The sequence below is a fragment of the Agrobacterium sp. 10T429 genome (assembly GCF_056393925.1).
On the sequence record NZ_JBFTGV010000012.1, the window covers coordinates 195,244 to 213,049 of the forward strand.

The window sequence follows — 17,806 nt, forward strand, 5'->3', positions numbered from 1 at the left end:
ATGTCAGGCAATTCGATGTCAGCCACCCAGAAACAGGCGACGGATTTCGGGGTCGGCGGCGAGTTCCGGGCCGCCGCCGGTGGCTGCGTTGCGACCGGTGACGATGACGTAGCCGCGTGTGGATATTTCGAGCGCCTCGAGCGCGTGCTGCTCGACCATCAGCACGGGCAGCCCGGACTGGTTCAGTTCGATGATAGCCTGAAACAGCTCTTCAGCCGCCTTCGGGGAAAGCCCGGCCGTCGGCTCGTCCAGCAGCAAAAGCTTCGGCTCGGTCATCAGGCCCATTCCCATTGCCAGCAATTGCCGCTGGCCACCGGACAGTGTACGCGCAAGCGCTTTGCGCTTGTCAGCAAGGATGGGATAACGATCATAGACGCTCTCACGCCTTTGCGACATGCCGGAAGGATTACCGAAGCTGGCGATCTCGAGATTTTCCGCCACCGACATGGTACCAAAAACGTTTTTTTCCTGCATCACAAAGGCGAGGCCGGCTTTCGATCTGCCCAACGCATCTTTTCTGGTCAAATCCGCACCATTCATCACCACGCTGCCGCCTTTCAGCGGAACCAGCCCGGCGATCGCCTTTAGCAGGGTTGATTTCCCCGCGCCGTTGGGGCCGATGATTGTAACGATCTCGCCCGCATGCACCTCGACCGATGCGCCTTTGAGAATTTCCTCGGCGGCCCCGTAACCGGCCACCAGGCCTTCTGCCTTCAACATCGTCAATGCCTTCCGCCCAGATATGCTTCCTGAACCCGCTCGTCGGCGACGACGGTATCGAAACTGCCCTCGGTCAATTTGCGCCCTTCCGCCATGACGATGACCGGGTCGCAAAGGCTGCCAATCAGCTTCATGTCATGTTCGATGAGGCAGATTGTGACACCCTCGGCATTGAGGCTGCGCAAGTGATCGGCAATCTCCGCTGTCAACGTCGGGTTGACGCCCGCCATCGGCTCGTCAAGCAGCACGAGCCGCGGCTTCGCCATCAGCGCACGGCCTATTTCCACCAGTTTTTTCTGCCCGCCCGAAAGGGCAGTGACCGGATTGTCCAGAACGTGGGTGAGGCGCAACCGGCGGGCAATCGAGATGGCTTCCTCGGCAAGCTGCTCCTCGCGCCGCTTGCCGGCCCCGCTGCCGGTGATGCTGGCAAACAGGCCTTCGCCCGGATGATCCTGACCATAAAGCATCAGGTGCTGGAAAACGCTGAGTTTGGGAAAACCACGGGCAAGCTGAAAAGTGCGCACCAGGCCCGTCGATACTCTTTCCTGCGGGCTGAGGCGGGTTATGTCGACGCCCGCAAAGGTCACGGAGCCGCTGTCAGGCATGTAGAGACCGGAAATGCAATTAAAAAACGTCGATTTCCCGGCGCCATTCGGCCCGATCAGCCCGGTAATCGACCCGTCGATCACCTCGATGTCGACGCCGTTCAGAACCCGCACTCCGTAAAAAGCGCGCTCGAGATTTTTTACCTGAAGAAGAGGCTTCATGGCTGGCGCTCCGCATCATCGGCAAGCGTTGCAAAATAAGCCCTCACCTGTTGTTTCCAGAACGTCAGAAGGTTTTCGTAATAGGTCGGGTCCGCCGGTCGCAGCACCGTCTGGGCAATCATGCCCCGGATCAGGCACATGGTTGCGTTCATGACGATGCGCACGCTGGCCGGATCGACGTTGCGATAAGTCGCAAGCGCCGTCCAGATATCGTCCAGCCTGTCATGGAACTCCTGCACGACCGGAATAAGTCCGTTGCGAAAACCGGTATTGTGGCGCGCTTCCGGAAGATATTCGAGCGTGACATAGAACAGTCGGTCGAACATCGTCTTCCAGAGATAATCGACGATCTCGTCGGTCGAGCCGCTACCGGATCCGAACGCCTCAGCAAAGTCTGCCAGCCGCCGATTGACGCTGGTCAGGTCATCGGCAACAGCGCCGATGACAAGGTCTTCCTTGCTGCTAAAATGATGGGTTAGCGCGCCGCGAGACACACCCGCCCTGCGGGCAATTTCGGGAGTGGACGTCTTGTTGAAACCCGTTTTGTACAGGAGATTAATCGTCGCATCGAAAATGGCCTTGCGCGTGTCCTCAGACCGCTCACTTTGCGTGCGTTTACGCCGAGCCGGCTGCTGCAGCTCCTTCCCAGTTACCATCAGTTCCCTCGTGTCGTTCCGACTACTTTTTGTGCATTTGTTTTTGCTGCCGCATTCCGGGCATAACTCAAATCTGCATTAAACTTACAAACAATCAAGCCTGTTTTTAAAGTGCGCGAATTCTTATCTGAAGGCATTGGGAATTGGCGACAGATCATCGGGTTCTGGTGGGGCTGAAATCTGCGTAGCGTCAGCGCCAGTCCGTTTTGACGCCGCAACACAGACTGCCTCGTTGGCAGGGACGAGGCGGTCTATTTTACGCAGGATCGCAAGGAGTTATCTCTTGTTACGACTGCGCGTTTACATGAAAAGACCTTCGGCTTTTGCCGCATAAGGGAGCGGGACGGCCAGGATTTTTCCTTTGGATTTGACGCGCTTTAGATCTGATTTTTTGCGCTCTACGAGCAGATCAAGTTCATTTTAGCTCAATGGCGCGGGACAAACATGCCGGTGCTTGAAACCTAACGCGAGACGTCGACTCGCGTTTCTGCGAGGGTATCCTCCCCGATAGGCGGGTTTCTCTGCTATGTAACTTTGCCTTGTTTGGCCAGGAAATCAAGAAGAGCGCGCACTCTGGAAGGCAGCGGGCCACCCTGCCCTATATGAATGGCATGAAACTCCTCCCGGTACCCAGGATTATACTCGTCGAGCACCGGCACCAGCCGGCCGGCCTTCAAATCATCGCGTATCGTGAAGTTGGCGAGGCGGGCAATTCCATTTCCAGCGAGTACCAGCTGTCGCAGCGCCTCGCCGTCATTGGCCTGGACACGGGCTACGACTGGGGTAAAAATCGTCGCGCCTGCCGATATTAACGGCCAGCCATCCATCGAGCGGGTGTAACCAAGGCCCAGCCTGTCATGCCTTTCAAGCTCCTCGATAGTCCGGGGCAGGCCACGCCGGTCGACATAGGAGGGAGCAGCGACGATCGTCATTGCAGTATCGCCAAGCCTGCGCGCGACGAGGCTCGAACTTTTAAGCGGGCCTGCTCGAACCGCAACGTCCATTCGCTCCTCAAGCAGATCGACGACAAGGTCGCTTTGTACGATATCGACGGTAATTTCAGGATATCGCTCCAGGAATTCCGGGAGTATGCCGGCGAGGACATGGGTGGCATAGGAGGCGCTGGTGCTCAGGCGGAGGCGGCCACTGGGCACCTCTCCCGCACTGGCGATCCGCTCGGCATCTTCGATGTCTGCCAGGATACGCGTAGCGCGCTCGAAAAAGACGCAGCCTTCCGAAGTCAACTTGAACACGCGCGTCGAGCGATTGATGAGACGGGTACCCAGCCGCGCCTCCAGTCTCGCGACCAGTTTACTCACCGCCGACGGTGTCATTCCGACGCTGCGAGCAGCTGACGAGAAGCCACCACGCTCGACAACCTGCACGAAGACTTCCATTTCTCCGGATCGATTGACTTCCGCTCGAGCCATCTGGTCCCTGATTTCACAAATGTTGTTCCCGCCCGCAATCTATATCACGAAAGCCGGATCTCCTATCTCTTCCCCATCAGGTGGCGCAAGTCGCTTCCATTTCTCAAGAAAGGAAGACCAGATGGAATATCGTTCTCTTGGCCGATCAGGCCTCAAAGTCTCGGTCCTGAGCTTTGGTGCAGGCACGTTTGGAGGGGCAGGTCCCCTTTTCAGTGCGTGGGGCACGACCGATGTCTCCGAGGCAAGGCGACTTATCGATATCTGCGTCGAAGCGGGCGTTAATCTGTTCGATACCGCAGATGTCTACTCGAACGGTGCATCGGAGGAGGTGCTGGGTGCAGCGCTGGAAGGTCGTCGCGAGACCGTGCTGATATCGACGAAGACCAGCCTGCCTATGGGAGATGGGCCGAACGATGCGGGTTCCTCCAGGTTTCGCTTGATCAGATCGGTCGAAGACGCACTTCGCCGGCTTCGGACGGACTATATAGACATTCTGCAACTTCATGCCTACGACGCCCGGACACCCGTCGAAGAAGTCTTGTCGACCCTTGATATGCTCGTTCGGGCGGGAAAGGTCCGCTACGTCGGCATTTCGAACTTTTCGGGATGGGAAATCATGAAGTCGCTGGCGGTTGCCGACGCGTACGGATGGCCTCGCTACATTGCCAATCAGGTGTACTATTCCCTTATCGGCCGAGACTACGAGTGGGATCTGATGCCACTGGGTATGGATCAAGGCCTTGGAGCACTCGTCTGGAGTCCGCTTGGCTGGGGGCGGCTCACGGGAAAGATCAGGCGCGGCTCTCCCCTGCCGGAGAGCAGTCGTCTTCACGAAACCGCAAGCTTTGGTCCTCCGGTCGATGAGGAGCATCTCTACCGCGTCGTTGATGCCCTTGAAGACGTCGCAAGACAACTCGACAAAACAGTTGCGCAAGTGGCGCTCAACTGGCTTACAGGCCGGCCCACGGTGTCTTCCATTATCATGGGAGCGCGAAACGAAGAGCAGCTCCGGCAGAACCTCGGAGCGGTCGGCTGGCATCTCACCGATGATCAGATTGCTCTCTTGGACAATGCGAGCGTCTTGACGCCGCCATATCCGCATTTCCCCTATCATCGTCAGGAGGGCTTTGCCCGTCTTAATCCGCCGATGGTAGGTTCCAAGATGCGTGGATTTTGAGCGTAATGTTGCGATTGATGTGGTGGATCCGGCTGCAAAAGTTATGCAGAAAGACCAACCCACAACAGCTGTGAGAATACCAGCGCAATTGGCGCTGCGTTACTTTGTCGGCTGAGACCGTGCGCTCAGTTTATGTCCGTCCGGATCACGAAGATAAGCGACGAAGGCCCCGTTCGGGCGCTCATTCGGCGGGCTCTCGATCGATGTGCCGCCGTGCGTAACACCGGCGTCGTGCCACGCCAGAACATGCTCGCGGATCAGGGCGGAGATTCCGATTGTCCCGCCATTGGCAACGGTCGCCGCCTTGCCGTCGATCGGTTTCGTGATCATCAGTCGTCCGCCTTCGTGGACATAAATCAGTCTGCCTCTCGCATCCATCTCGCCGGGCGTGCCGCCCAATGCAGCAAACGTGGCGTCGTAGAAGTTTCTTGACCGCTCCAGATCATTACTTCCGATCATGATGTGCGTGAACATGGTCTCATCTCCCGTAAGGCAGCGCGCTGGCAGCAGGGGGCGAGCTACCCCTGAGCCAGGAGCTCGTTTGTCTGCCTTCACCGTACACCGCCCCGCGGGGCTCGCAAAGCGGGGGTAGGGTTTGGTTGATCGCTTCTGAAGGAGCCGAGAGCTCGATCCACTGATGTGGAATACCGGGAACGACAGTTTCGGCTTTAAGGCCAGCGCGGTCGCCCTGGCACAGAAGAAAGGAGAAAAAGCCAATCCCTCGACCAAACCCTGATCAGAAAATCGTACCCGGAGGTGGCGCACTTCTCCTTGGTAATTGGCTCAGTTCCTCGTTGAAACCGACGTCCAGCGGTCAGGCACGGTCGTAAGTGAAGGACGTCAGCAATGTCGTCACGAAGTTGCTCGCCCGCTCCTTTACAAGCACTTCAGTCCACTCGTCGGTTCCTCGAAGTCGCAGATCGGAGTGGATGCTGTCGACCGCAGCTTCTTCAATACGTTTTATATGGGCCTTGAAATTCGCTTCTCCACCGTCATGGTACATGTCGCGAATGACCATGCGCAGGATTTCCTGGATAGCGATTTGCCACGACGTGTTGATTGCCTGGAGCTCGTTATTATCCGGTGCCATGGGGCTGCTTTCGTTAGAGTGTCACCAGCATGACGCCGTCATGTTGTGGGGTCGGCGTGCAAGGGCAAGGTTAGGCTTGTCTTGCCTTGCGGTTAGCGTAGCGCCGATCGCGTTCAGCCTTTCGCATCGTCTCATCTTCAATGACCCGGGCTATACGTGCCTTTTCTGCACTCTCCCGCGCTTCGATTTCTGCGACTGCGACCGCCTCAATCGCTGCCTGGCGCTCCAAAGCGTCGGTCTCGATACGCTGTTGTTCCTCAAGCTTCGTGCGCTCGCGTTGTAGACGTCGCTCTTCTCGAGCTGTGGCAATGGCTGCTCGTTCTGCCTGTCTTGCCAGCCTGGAAGGTTCTAAAGCGGTCTTTGCCGCGCGGTACGCATTGAGCAGAGCAGCTTTGGCTTCGGTAGATGCGGCGCGACGGTCGGCGACGTCATTGTTTCGGGCGTTCTTCATGGATATCCTGATAATGAGTGGAAGAGAGATCATCGCGTTTTGGCGCGTTTTATGATGGAGCAGTGCCCTGCCCTCTTGGCGAGACGTGCCGCTGGCAGCCATCCGGTCTACGGGGTGTGAGCGCCGTATTCCGACACTACCGCAAAGTTGCTTTTGACAGAAAATAACATCTGGATGCCGGTGAGGCAGATCGTCGTCTGCGAGCCGGATCCACTTTGTTTTTCTGCTCTTGCAATCTCAATTGGTTCGGCTTGAAACCGAAACGAAAAAGGCCAGGCAAAACGCCTGACCTTAATGAAGCAGCTTCCGACAGTGCCAGTACATCCGTGGTCAAAGGGAAGCAAATCTTGATTTATGCGGCCTGCAGATTGGTAGCAGACATCTTGCCCGACTTGTTGTCGCGCTCGAGTTCGAAGCCGATCTTCTGGCCTTCAACGAGCTCGCGCATTCCGGCGCGCTCGACAGCGGAGATATGAACGAACGCATCAGCGCCGCCATTGTCAGGCTGGATGAAGCCGAAGCCTTTGGTGGAATTAAACCATTTTACTGTGCCAGTGGTCATGTTGAACCCTTTCAAAGCATAGAGTGTAGGACCGCGAAGCTGATGCTGCGCAGCGAGGAAACCGACTATTTTTGAAATGGAAGTTCGCTTAAAGCGCGGTGCCAATCGCGCGGTAGACAAAGCTCGGCAAGCAAAAGATCGATGGTTTATGTATAATGTACCGAAATCGTCGCGTCAACGATTAGTTTTCATATTATGTGTATTCGCCTTAAGGTTGTTCTTCCTGAGCGTTGCATGAGGCTGGTGCTTTGAATTACTCCGGATTTATAGACAGCTTATTCCACCTCGAGAAGAACGTTAGGCTGCACAACCTCAAATGGCGTCGGCAATCAATGTCATCCACACGCCGACTTCCACGGAATCCGCGCTCCAAGCTGGGTCGAGTAGGCATGGCGTTTTACGGCGCTTCGTGCGGTTGGTATTTCTTTCGCTGGGCCGCGATCGACATCACGCGATGGTGAGCATTGTGAAGATGAAGCAGGGTAGCTTGTCTCGATCCAGATCGTCGATCGCGCCTCGACGTGCGCGGTAATCAAGGAGGTGACGTATCGGCATGTTTTTGGCAAAATGATGCAAGGATTGCTGGCGGAGCTCTAACATTGGTGACTGTTCCTAATAATACGAACGCGATGACGTACGGAGTGAAACCATGAACAGGCAAGAGCCCAGGCTTTCCTGGTGGATCGCGCGTTGGGTTTTGCTCGCGCTCGCTATTCCCGGGGCGTCGCAATCCGCGCTGGCCGATGCACCAAGACTTGGTCCTTTCGAACTCCCAAAGCCGCGTGAACTGACCATTTTCAAGAACGACGAGAACTTCAGCCCCTTTGAGGCTCTGAACGGGTCTTACGCATCGGCAAGATCATGCTCCGCCGTCCCTCACGGTCTGTGGATCGAAGTCGACGGCAAGGGCGATTGCATTCGGTATTATCCGCAGGCGCTGGTAGATGGCCAAAACCAGACGGCCCTGGTTTATTTCGGTGGCGACGTGATGTTACGCAATTCCAAAGGCGTGCGTTTCATATCAGATTCCTATCTGCGCCAGTCACCTGCCACGATAGCAGCAGAAATGGCGGATTGGGCGCTACAATCCGGCTATCCCGCAATCTTCATTGCCCGCCCGGGCATATATGGTTCTTCTGGCGACCATAACAAACGTCGCCATCTGCGCGAAATTGCGCTGATGGATCGCGCGCTCGACCTGATCAGAGAAAGGCATAAGGTATCAACTTTCATCCTTGCGGGTCATTCCGCAGGCGGACAGATTGTTGCCGCCCTCATGAACCGGCGCAGGGACATCTCGGCAGCCGTTATCACCTCCGGTCTGGTTTCGGTAAAGCAGGTATCCGCCTTCTGGGAGCGGCGGCGGCGGGTTCCTGGCAAACTGCTTTACAATTCATCAGAATTTTACGATCCCGTTGATGAAATCGACCGTATTCCGGCCGATCATCGGCCAGAGATCTATATTCTGTCCGATCCGGAAGATCGTACCGTACCATTTTTCAGTCAGCTCTTTTATGTCAGGCGCCTGCGCGCCGCAGGCTTTGAGCCACACCACGTCTACGTTCAGGCGACGGACCGCCAACGCCATATTCTGGCATATCACGGTCGCCTCGCTGCTGCCCTGATCGCTCGAGGCAAGTCCCCGGTCGAAATCCGTCGTGCCGTGCATGAAATGGAACTTGAACAATTCAAATAGCGGTTCGCTTTGGCCGCGTGCAAACTGGCCTATGTGAGGGTGCTGCGGTCGGCGTTATTCTTCAACCATTCTACCAGTTCGTGCATTCCTGTGCTGTGCGAGCCCTTGAAAAGAACCGTGTCCCCGTCTACCAGACGCTCACGAAGAATTTCCTTCAGTGCCTGACGAGATTCGGCATAGAGACCACGCGAGGACGGCGAAAGCGCTTTCCAGAAGTCGCTATAAAGGTCACCCGTAACATACACCTCATCGATCGACCGGTCCTGTATAAAGGCTGCGAGCTCGGTATGGTAGGCGGCCCCGCCGGGGCCAAGTTCCGCCATCTCTCCCAAAACAGCAATCCGCCGCCCACCTATGTGATCACCCAGGCGGGCCAGAGCAGCGCGCATCGAACCCGGATTGGCGTTATAGGCATCATCGATCACGGTGAGCCGCCGTCCGTCAAGCAAGAGGTGAATTTCTTCACCGCGTCCCGGCAGAGCGGCGAAACTTTCCAGTTGGGCGATCGCTGGTTCGAGTGGGTGACCGAGTACGGAGATCGCTGCGAGAACGGCCAGGCCATTCAGCGCCATGTGAGACCCGGCCGCGCCGATCAAGAAGCTGACCTCCCGGTTCCTGATCCGCGCATGAGCGTGCCGGCTTGCCGCGTCATAGCGCAGCAGCTGGCACATGCATTCCTCCGAGGTGCCGTAGGTGACAATCTCAAGCTTTCGCCGAGAAGCCGCATCATGCACCGTGTCCCATTCAAGCATATCGCGGTTGAGGACAGCCGTGTCGCCCGGCTCCATGCCCAGAAAAATTGCGCTTTTGGTCCGTGCGATGTCGGTAACCGTGCTTTTTTCGCCTAGGTGGGCAGGTAGAACATTGGTAAAAATAGCGACTTTCGGACGCGCCATACGGGCGCTTATGGCCATTTTGCCGATGGCGAGTTCCAGCACCACATGTGGAGTCTCCCACGGGATGGAAGCAAGGTTCCACGCCACGCCGGCGGGCAGGTTCGCATTATGGTTGCTTTTGGCGACATCGCCCCAGGCCGAAAGCGCGTGGGCAAGCATGGCGACAACTGTCGTCTTACCGGCACTACCGGTCACGGCCAACACACTGCCAGTCATCCGGCTGCGCGCATAGTCGCCCATCGCCAGAACGGCTTGCATATTGTCCGCAACCTTCAGCACCGGCCCCTGCTGGCCACTGGCAAGATCCGGTTCTGTTGTCATGAAACCTGCCGGTTTTGCCCTATTGATCAGGGCATTCACCGGCACGCCTGTTGCGTCCTCATTGCCACGCAAGACGACCATGTCTGCAGGTTGCATGGCAGGTGCGTAGGTGCAAAGACCCTTTGCAGTCCAGCCGTGGGGCGGTTGACGAACCCAGGTGCCGCCCGTCGCGGCAGCGATATGCGCCGCATTCCACTGCCTGCCACCAGGAATGACCTTTGACTTCGATAATCGGGCGACACGGAGCCTGTCAGATGCGGCATGTTGGCGTACAAGTTCGCGGAAAGCGGCCCGCTCTCTAAGATAGCTGCGATAAGCAACGAGGCCGGAAAGGTAGTGCTCGACATCGTCTATCCGCACCCGGAACGCATGGTGACGGATGAAGAATGAGCCGGCGATACGGTCGGGCTTGCGATAATACATCGCCATTTCCGGCCAGAAATGGCCGTTAAGCAGATGGCGGGCGCGTTTCTCAAGCGCCCTTTCGAAATGCACCAAATCGATGTCACTCAGTAGGCCGTGCAATTTGGGTTCGGCAGCAATCCGCGACAGCGTCTGGCGTGCGGCCATCATCAATTCGAGCAATGTCGGGAAGGTGGTGATCCGGTTCTCGACGAAATCGAGATAGTCAGCGATGTTGCGGATGGCAAAACGGAAGTAGCGCTCCTCGGGCCTGTGACGCGTCAGTTCATTGACGCAATAGCCGAGCCAGTGATCGTGATGTTTCCAGTGATCGCGGGCGATGAAGTGATTGAATGCCCGCTCAACGGTTTCTAGCCACCTCCCATCGCCGGTCAGGTCGTAGAGTCGTATGAGACCGAAGGCTGCCTCGCCTTCGTAATAGATGGTGCGATATTTCTGTTTGATGGCAAGACCGGGAAAATGAAGGACATGCACGAAGGCGCCGGTCTGCGGATTCTGCATGTGGCGGATGCCGAGAGCGAGCTGGTCTGCAAGTCCCCTCCATTCTGTTTTACCGGTGGCCGCCATGTATTTCGTCAGGGCGAGTAGCGCAACGGCGTTGCCGCCAAGCTTGATTTCACCGTCGGCCTCAACGAGGAACGCAGCTTGCGTGCCATCGGGAAGGACGGTGGGCTTGATCAGCCTGGTCTCGAGAGCGACGAGCGCGCGTTCGATCGCATTTTTCAGCTGCGCGTCATGGGTGACTTCCCAGGCCTCGATCATGGCATAGGTCGTGCTCGCGTGCCGCAAGGCGTTATAGGCCTCTATGCGTCGGTCGAAACAGGCATGGTAACCGTAGACAAAGAATCCGTCTGCTTCGACCTGTCGTGCAAGATACCTAGAGGAGTCACGAATAAGTGACAGTACCACCCCGCCGTCCAGCCTGTCGATTGTCCGGCGTCCGGCTTCAATGCCCATTCCCTCAATTGCGTGGAGCCTATCGGCTTCATCGCAGAAGACACCTTTTGTCGAAAAGAGAAAGATCGCTTTGTCTTGCGAAAAGCTGAGAGCTGGCAGATCTTCATAGCGAGCGCGAGCATAAATGTTGAAATTCTTCTCGTTCAGCACGGCATTGGTGATGGTGTTGCCGCCATAGAGCATCGCATTTGCGTTCAGCTCCTGTTCCGTGAAGGCATGGCGGAATGCCGGATCCAGCGCGATGCCAAAGCGAAAATAGTTACGCTTCACTTTGCCGAGCAGTGCGCGCAGCTGAGGCCATGTCGTCTGTTCGGCAATCTCTACCCAATCGACACGGAGCCAACGCCCCTCAATGTTTTCGGAGGCCATGGCGGCGAACAGACTGGTTACTCCCTGCTGCCATGCCGACTCAAGCGATGGCCCTGACGCATTAATGACACGGGCGCGCTTGTCACCATCGGATACCGAAAAGAACAACGTCACGGATGGCAGCGGCTGTGCCAGTGGGCGGACCCGGCCGCGCAGAAAGGTCCGAATACTCGAAAGCCGCTGTTTTATGTCCCGTGGTTTCCTTGCCAGGTCCACTCTTGCCTCAACGTTCACGCAATGCCTCCCGGGCCTTGTTGAAAGGCTTGACGAGATATTCCAGTACGGTCTTTTCACCCGTATGAATATCGACGTTCGCGACCATGCCCGGCACTATCGGAAACTCACGACCGGCGGCGTTGACCAGCGCGTCCTTCTCGGTCTTGATGAATACGCGATAGTAGTAAATCTCCCGGTCGACTTCATCCTGTATTGTGTCGGGCGAAATTGTCGTGACTTTGCCGTCGAGACTGCCATAGACGGCGTAGTCGTAAGCGCTGATCTTGACGCTCGCGCGCTGGCCCGGATGGATATAGGCGATGTCGCGTGGCGATATGCGTGCCTCGATGAGAAGCTCATCACCCAGCGGGATGATGTCCATGAGCTTGCCGTTGGGCGGGACAACACCGCCGATTGTCGACACCTCTATGTTCTTGACGATGCCGCGTACCGGTGAACGGTGTGTCAGGCGAGCAAGACTATCCGCCCGGCCGGTCACCACCGGGGAGAGCGAATTCACCTCCGCATTCGCCTTCGTCAGTTCCTCGCGCGCCTTCACGAGATATTCAGACTTGATCTCGACCTTCTTGAGTTCGAGTTCAACGATCTGCCTTCGTAGCCGGATGACCTCGACATTGCTGGCCGCCCCGATGGACCTCAGTTCTTCGTTGAGTTTCAGTTCACTTGCGACAAGCGAAAGGGATTCCTCGATCCAGCGCAGCGACTCCTCCAGCGCGTGCCGTCGCGCCGTGTAAAGTTCAGTCTCCGATCCAGTCAGTCCAGGATAAGCGTTCAGCGCCGCGGGGAAAGTCAGTGGCGTGCCATTGACTTCAGCTTCAAGCCGCGACGCGGCAGCGAGCGTAGCACGATATTTTGCGGCACTTTCCTCAACATCGGATTCGCTTCTTGTGGGATCAAGCTGCGCGAGAATCTGGCCGGGCTCGACCACCTGGTCCTCGCGCACATGAAGCGTTGCGACAATACCCCCCTCCAGTGATTGTATGACCTGTTCGCGGCTGGTGGGGATAACACGGCCATCGCCGGTTGAGACCTCATCGAGCGTTGCGAAATAGGCCCAGACGAGCATAGCCACCAGAAGAGCGACGAAAAGTTGCACGACGCGTGTGGACCGGGTGAGGTTTCGACCGTCATCGTCGCCGAATGCCCAACCGCCGCGCCTGGAGAAATCGCGTTCGCTGAATGCCGCCATTTACACCTCCTGTGTCGTCTTGAATGGAAAGCTGTTGGCCGCCGCTGCGGGCTTCGCTTCCGACATTTTTCGGCGCACGCCGTTCGGCGGCACAGTTTTTTTGACACCACGTAGGGTGTTGAGAACCTCCTCCTTGCTGCCATCGAGAACAATTTGCCCGCTCTCTACAACGACGATGCGCTGAACAAGTTCAAGAACGCGCATGCGGTGCGTTGCGACGACGACCGTTCGCTCCGCACTCCAGGATCGCAAGCGTTTTATGAACTCACGCTCGGTCGCTTCATCCATTGCTGCGGTGGGCTCATCGAGCAGGACGACGGATGGGTCACGAATGAGAAGGCGTGCCAATAGCAATGCCTGCTTCTGTCCGCCTGAGAGGCCTCTTCCACCTTCAAGGATCGGGTGGTCGAGACCACGAGGGAACTTTCGCACGAAATCATCCGCTCCCGTCATCGAAAGTGCCTCAAGAAGCAATGGTTCGGGTGCGTGCAATGCGCCTAGGGTGACGTTTTCACGGATCGTGCCGTGAAACAGGCGCATATCCTGCGTCAACAGCCCTACATTGCGACGGACATCGGAAGGGTCGATCTGTGAAAGTGCAAGGTCATCGATCAGCAATTCACCGGCTGCCGGTTCAACCATGCCCGCCATAGCAAGGAGAAGGGTCGATTTGCCCGCGCCGTTTTTGCCCAGAACGGCAACTTTTTCACCAGCGGCAATTGTCAGGTCACCGATGGCAAGCGCCGGCCGGCCTGTACCCTTACCGTAGTGAAAAGCAGCACCCTTGATCCTGTAGGCGCCGCGCAGGGTGGAGACACTTACTCGTGTCTCGTTGTCGGGATGATCCGAAGGCATGCGCAGAATGGCATCGATGCTTTTCAACCCGACTTTAGCCTGCTGAAATCGACCGAGGATTTGTGTCAGTTGCGCCATGGGCGCCATCATGCGGGAGCCTAAAATGGAGCAGGCAACGAGGGAGCCCGTGGTCATGTTGCCTTCCATGACAATCGGCGCACCGACGAAGACCACGGCGGCGAATGTTCCAGTTTGCACTGTATGGCTCCACGCGGCAAGACCATTGGTAATGGCGCGCAGGCGAAGCTGTCCGTCAGCAGACACGGCATTGTAATGGTTCCAGCGCTGCTGAAAGTGATCCTCAGCCTGTAGTGTCTTGATGTCCTCTATGCCCTGAACGGCTTCGACGAGCATGGCATTGCGCAGTGAGGATTCCCGCATTGCCTCACTGGCGGCAGCACGCAGCCTGCGCTGTGCCAACAGGCCCGGCAAGATTAGAAGCAACAGTGCCGCAACCGGGATGATCACAATCGGTCCGCCAATCAGCCAGAAGATGAAGAGGAACAGGATGAAGAATGGAAGGTCGGCAATTGCTGACACTGTGGTGGAGGTCAAAAGTTCGCGCACCTGCTCCAGGTCGCGCAACTGGGCAATGAATGTGCCAGTTGAGGTGGGCCGTTCCTGGTTCTTTACCCGGAGCGCATGGCCGAAAACCAGATCGGAGATTCGCATGTCTGTGCGCTTGCCGATGATGTCGATGATGCGGGTGCGCAGACGGCGCATGATAAAGTCGAAGAACACGGCCATCAGCACACCGATGAACAAGACATAAAGCGTGTTGAAGGACTTGGCCGGCACCACCCGGTCATAAACCTGCATTGAGAACATCACGCCGGCCAGCGCCAGAATGTTGGCAACAAGTGATGCCAGCATGACATGACCATAGGAGCCGAAGTCGCGAAATGCGATCGAACGGAACCAATGTTCCCGGTAAGGGGCAATGTAACCGTCGACCCGCTCATCGACGGTTCCGCGTTGCGGCCGCGCCAGGATGATGAATTCGGTCTGCGACAGCAGAACGTCTAGCGGCAAGACCGTTGCAACGCTGCCTTCTCCGCTCAGCACGATGGACGCGTCCTTCCTCGCAGAAAGACCCGTTACGACGCCCACGGCACCGTCCGAGAGCTTTACGATAACCGGTAATCGCCAGCTGCTGAGTAGGCGCGGTGTCGGGGCTGCCTGTTTTATCTGCAGGCCCATTTTGCTTGCCAGGCGCGCAAGCCAATCATATGTCTCGATCGCCTGAAGTCCTTCGGCGAGTTGTTGTGCCCCGCCGGGCGAGAACGGCACACCATAATGACGTGCCACATATTGGAGGGCCTCGCTCCAGCTCGCAAAATCAGTGCCGGCAGCATTAGGATCAGGCCATTGTTCCGTCGTCATGTCGGAAAGGGGCATGGATATTCCTTTGTGACGACATGAGGGCATTGATGCCCCCAATGCCGGCCTTGGATCGTTCAGACTACAGTCGAATGCGTGGGGTTCAGTTCATCCTCGGCCACCAGGTGCCCGAATGGATCGACAGGCAGTTCCACCGGCTCGGGCATCTCGAATATATCCGTCCGCTCTTCTGTTGAACTCAGATCGGCGTCACCGTCCTCAGGTTCGCTGAGGGCAGCCAGATCATCGAGCGGTACCGTCAGTTCCTCCGTATCGTCCTCAATCAGTTGAGAGAGCCGGTCGTCATTGTCCGAATTTGATGCGGGCGGGTCGTCGCTTGCCGTAACGTCGATGGTATCAAGACCGGATATGTCTTCGGCTACGAACATCATGGCCTGATCCGGCACGCCCGCGCCGGAGGGATCCACGGTCACGACCAGCGAGGATTGCTCAGCCACTCCTGAAGGATGGATCAGCTGATATTCAAACGTGTCGGTTTGCGGCGTATTGAAATGCGCGAGATCCGGGTTCAGCGCGTAGCTGTAGCTGCCATCCGCATTGATGGTCAGTGTACCATATTCGCCATCGATCGTTCTGGCATCCGTCACATCAACGAAGCTCGTTCCGTCAAATATTTGGAACTTCGTGAAAGTGGAGCCCAGATCGTCATTGGCAAGCAGGTTGCCGCTATCACCGGTCGCAGTCCCGACTTCATATTGGTCCGTATATGTCACATCGATATCAGTCGTTATGGTCGCCGAGACGTTTACCAACGTGCCACTCAAAGTGGAGCGGACACGGTACGTGCCGGCAGCCAGATCAAGTTCAGAGAGGTCGATCGATGCCACGGTGCCGAGACCTCCAACAATGATGTTGAAGGAATCGGTTGCCACCTGCTGCCAGCTGCCTGGTGTTGTTTCTCGTTCGAGATGGAGCGCCCCATTCGACAGCGCAGCAAGCAAGACGGAAACGCTAATGCTGCCAGAGACCTCCATACTATCGGTAATGACGAAGCTGCTGCTGATATATGTGCTCGTCTGCCCCAGGCCCCCTGAGAGCAATGTGGAACCGGTGGTGGTATAGAAATTGTCGTCCGTGACATTGTCCCAAACGACCGAAGCGTTTGCGCTATCGCCCGTCGCGGCAAATTCGAACGTCGCTGGAAGGCTCGGGTCGGTGTCACTCCAGGTCATAGTCACATTGTCGCTGCCAATCTGGACATAAAGGGTGGCAGTGCCAATATTGCCGTCTGCATCCACTACCGTGTATTCGAACCTGTCGACCTTGCCGATTCCCGCTCCATTCGCGAACGGCGTGTAGGTATAGGTGCCATCGGCTAGGATCAGAAGCTCACCGAAATCGCCTTGTACAGTAGTCCCATCCTGATCAACAGTCTGGCTGTCGACGCTTTGAACTGTTGTTCCGGCCGGTACGTCATCATTATCGATGACGTTGCCGCTCACCTCGACAGCTTCATAACCTCCAACTTCAGTAAAATTATAGTCGGTGCCATCAAGGGTTAATGTGCCACCAACTCCTACGCCGAGCAGGCCCGTAAATCCCATGAATGCGCGGTACTCTCCCGGATCAAGTCCCGGTACGGTGCCGCTTGTTCCGCCAAAAAGTGACAGTGATAGGATCGTGGCAGGTCCTCCACCGTCAATGCTTGTCCATTGCTGCGTTGCGGCGTCCCACTTTTGCACGACAAGACTATAGTCGCCGAGAACGCCAGCCCCGAGTATTCCACTGAAATCGAAATTGAGATCCTGTTTGTGACCGGTCTCCACGTCAAATTCGACTGTATCTGCAAATAGCTGAAGATCGAGACCTGCAAGGCTGACGACAGCGAGGTAGGTGTCGCTTCCAAGCGGAACATTTTCCGTCACTGTCGGCAAGAGATTCACTTCAGCTGAGGCCACGTCGTCCGTGGGCTCGAGATCTGCGTCAGCATCCGCATCCGCATCCGCGTCGGCATCTGCATCCGCATCGGCGTCAGCATCTGCGTCGGCATCAGCATCGGCATCTGCATCCGCGTCGGCATCCGCGTCAGCGTCGGMATCGGCGTCAGCATCCGCGTCCGCATCCGCATCAGCATCCGCGTCCGCATCGGCATCGGCATCCGCGTCGGCATCTGCGTCAGCGTCGGCATCGGCATCCGCATCGGCGTCGGCATCCGCATCGGCGTCGGCATCCGCATCGGCGTCAGCATCTGCGTCGGCATCAGCATCGGCGTCAGCGTCCGCATCGGCATCGGCGTCAGCGTCCGCATCGGCATCCGCGTCGGCATCGGCATCTGCGTCGGCATCTGCGTCGGCGTCAGCATCCGCGTCGGCATCAGCGTCGGCATCCGCATCGGCATCAGCATCCGCGTCCGCGTCCGCATCGGCATCTGCATCGGCATCAGCATCCGCGTCCGCATCGGCATCGGCATCCGCGTCGGCATCTGCATCTGCATCTGCATCCGCGTCGGCATCGGCGTCCGCGTCGGCATCCGCATCGGCGTCGGCATCCGCATCCGCATCCGCATCGGCGTCAGCATCTGCGTCGGCATCAGCGTCAGCGTCCGCATCGGCATCTGCATCCGCGTCAGCGTCAGCGTCGGCGTCAGCATCCGCATCGGCATCGGCATC

Annotated in this window: 14 protein-coding genes; 2 read left to right on the forward strand and 12 right to left on the reverse strand. The window is 57.2% G+C overall.

Translation table 11 applies throughout. The features are described 5' to 3' along the window. Window positions 1–18: 18 nt before the first annotated feature. From AC1DCP_RS23090 to AC1DCP_RS23105, 4 genes are all read right to left on the reverse strand, one after another. Entirely contained in the window at window positions 19–720 is a 702-nt protein-coding gene (locus AC1DCP_RS23090) for an ABC transporter ATP-binding protein (protein ID WP_322919166.1), read from the reverse strand. A gap of 2 nt (window positions 721–722) precedes the next feature. After that, window positions 723–1,487, reverse strand: coding sequence for an ABC transporter ATP-binding protein (locus AC1DCP_RS23095; protein ID WP_149916667.1), 765 nt, complete (start codon window positions 1,485–1,487; stop codon window positions 723–725). Next, window positions 1,484–2,143, reverse strand: a complete 660-nt coding sequence (locus AC1DCP_RS23100; RefSeq protein ID WP_060641948.1) for a TetR/AcrR family transcriptional regulator — start codon at window positions 2,141–2,143, stop codon at window positions 1,484–1,486. Before AC1DCP_RS23100 ends, AC1DCP_RS23095 begins: the two co-directional genes overlap by 4 nt. Before the next feature lie 524 nt (window positions 2,144–2,667). Continuing rightward, on the reverse strand, window positions 2,668–3,573 hold the full coding sequence (locus tag AC1DCP_RS23105) for a LysR family transcriptional regulator (protein ID WP_065704041.1): 906 nt from the start codon (window positions 3,571–3,573) through the stop codon (window positions 2,668–2,670). A 121-nt stretch (window positions 3,574–3,694) separates the two neighbouring features. Between AC1DCP_RS23105 and AC1DCP_RS23110 the strand changes: the two genes are divergently transcribed. Beyond that, complete coding sequence (locus tag AC1DCP_RS23110; protein WP_003519313.1) at window positions 3,695–4,750, forward strand: aldo/keto reductase; 1,056 nt, start codon at window positions 3,695–3,697, stop codon at window positions 4,748–4,750. 99 nt (window positions 4,751–4,849) lie between these two features. Here AC1DCP_RS23110 and AC1DCP_RS23115 read toward each other — a convergent pair whose 3' ends face one another. The 4 genes from AC1DCP_RS23115 to AC1DCP_RS23130 all read right to left on the reverse strand — a co-directional run bounded on the left by AC1DCP_RS23115 (window position 4,850) and on the right by AC1DCP_RS23130 (window position 6,853). After that, window positions 4,850–5,224 carry a VOC family protein gene (locus tag AC1DCP_RS23115; RefSeq protein ID WP_322919161.1) on the reverse strand — a complete coding sequence of 125 codons (375 nt, stop codon included), beginning with the start codon at window positions 5,222–5,224 and terminating at the stop codon, window positions 4,850–4,852. Window positions 5,225–5,564: 340 nt separating this feature from the next. Continuing rightward, complete coding sequence (locus AC1DCP_RS23120) at window positions 5,565–5,840, reverse strand: hypothetical protein (protein ID WP_003519315.1); 276 nt, start codon at window positions 5,838–5,840, stop codon at window positions 5,565–5,567. Between the two features lie 70 nt (window positions 5,841–5,910). Beyond that, entirely contained in the window at window positions 5,911–6,291 is a 381-nt protein-coding gene (locus AC1DCP_RS23125; RefSeq protein WP_003519316.1) for a DUF6481 family protein, read from the reverse strand. Between the two features lie 352 nt (window positions 6,292–6,643). After that, window positions 6,644–6,853 carry a cold-shock protein gene (locus AC1DCP_RS23130; protein ID WP_003519318.1) on the reverse strand — a complete coding sequence of 70 codons (210 nt, stop codon included), beginning with the start codon at window positions 6,851–6,853 and terminating at the stop codon, window positions 6,644–6,646. Window positions 6,854–7,502: 649 nt separating this feature from the next. Between AC1DCP_RS23130 and AC1DCP_RS23135 the strand changes: the two genes are divergently transcribed. Next, a complete protein-coding gene (locus tag AC1DCP_RS23135) occupies window positions 7,503–8,549 on the forward strand; it encodes an alpha/beta hydrolase family protein (protein ID WP_003519323.1) in 1,047 nt (348 codons plus the stop codon). 29 nt (window positions 8,550–8,578) lie between these two features. Here AC1DCP_RS23135 and AC1DCP_RS23140 read toward each other — a convergent pair whose 3' ends face one another. From AC1DCP_RS23140 to AC1DCP_RS23155, 4 genes are all read right to left on the reverse strand, one after another. Further along, a complete protein-coding gene (locus AC1DCP_RS23140; RefSeq protein ID WP_322919153.1) occupies window positions 8,579–11,515 on the reverse strand; it encodes a Mur ligase family protein in 2,937 nt (978 codons plus the stop codon). 223 nt (window positions 11,516–11,738) lie between these two features. After that, window positions 11,739–12,941, reverse strand: coding sequence for a beta-barrel domain-containing protein (locus AC1DCP_RS23145; RefSeq protein WP_322919152.1), 1,203 nt, complete (start codon window positions 12,939–12,941; stop codon window positions 11,739–11,741). Then, entirely contained in the window at window positions 12,942–15,194 is a 2,253-nt protein-coding gene (locus AC1DCP_RS23150) for a type I secretion system permease/ATPase (protein WP_145166972.1), read from the reverse strand. It abuts the gene before it with no gap. Window positions 15,195–15,253: 59 nt separating this feature from the next. After that, window positions 15,254–17,806: BapA/Bap/LapF family large adhesin (locus tag AC1DCP_RS23155; protein ID WP_476774659.1), on the reverse strand; the 2,553-nt coding region annotated here is incomplete at its 5' end.

What these genes read in the sequence shown, in the direction of transcription:
- AC1DCP_RS23090 (WP_322919166.1), bottom strand. Translation starts at nt 720, where the DNA reads ATGTTGAAGGCAGAAGGCCTGGTGGCCGGTTACGGGGCCGCCGAGGAA.
- AC1DCP_RS23095 (WP_149916667.1), bottom strand. Translation starts at nt 1,487, where the DNA reads ATGAAGCCTCTTCTTCAGGTAAAAAATCTCGAGCGCGCTTTTTACGGA.
- AC1DCP_RS23100 (WP_060641948.1), bottom strand. Translation starts at nt 2,143, where the DNA reads ATGGTAACTGGGAAGGAGCTGCAGCAGCCGGCTCGGCGTAAACGCACG.
- AC1DCP_RS23105 (WP_065704041.1), bottom strand. Translation starts at nt 3,573, where the DNA reads ATGGCTCGAGCGGAAGTCAATCGATCCGGAGAAATGGAAGTCTTCGTG.
- AC1DCP_RS23110 (WP_003519313.1), top strand. Translation starts at nt 3,695, where the DNA reads ATGGAATATCGTTCTCTTGGCCGATCAGGCCTCAAAGTCTCGGTCCTG.
- AC1DCP_RS23115 (WP_322919161.1), bottom strand. Translation starts at nt 5,224, where the DNA reads ATGTTCACGCACATCATGATCGGAAGTAATGATCTGGAGCGGTCAAGA.
- AC1DCP_RS23120 (WP_003519315.1), bottom strand. Translation starts at nt 5,840, where the DNA reads ATGGCACCGGATAATAACGAGCTCCAGGCAATCAACACGTCGTGGCAA.
- AC1DCP_RS23125 (WP_003519316.1), bottom strand. Translation starts at nt 6,291, where the DNA reads ATGAAGAACGCCCGAAACAATGACGTCGCCGACCGTCGCGCCGCATCT.
- AC1DCP_RS23130 (WP_003519318.1), bottom strand. Translation starts at nt 6,853, where the DNA reads ATGACCACTGGCACAGTAAAATGGTTTAATTCCACCAAAGGCTTCGGC.
- AC1DCP_RS23135 (WP_003519323.1), top strand. Translation starts at nt 7,503, where the DNA reads ATGAACAGGCAAGAGCCCAGGCTTTCCTGGTGGATCGCGCGTTGGGTT.
- AC1DCP_RS23140 (WP_322919153.1), bottom strand. Translation starts at nt 11,515, where the DNA reads ATGGCCTCCGAAAACATTGAGGGGCGTTGGCTCCGTGTCGATTGGGTA.
- AC1DCP_RS23145 (WP_322919152.1), bottom strand. Translation starts at nt 12,941, where the DNA reads ATGGCGGCATTCAGCGAACGCGATTTCTCCAGGCGCGGCGGTTGGGCA.
- AC1DCP_RS23150 (WP_145166972.1), bottom strand. Translation starts at nt 15,194, where the DNA reads ATGCCCCTTTCCGACATGACGACGGAACAATGGCCTGATCCTAATGCT.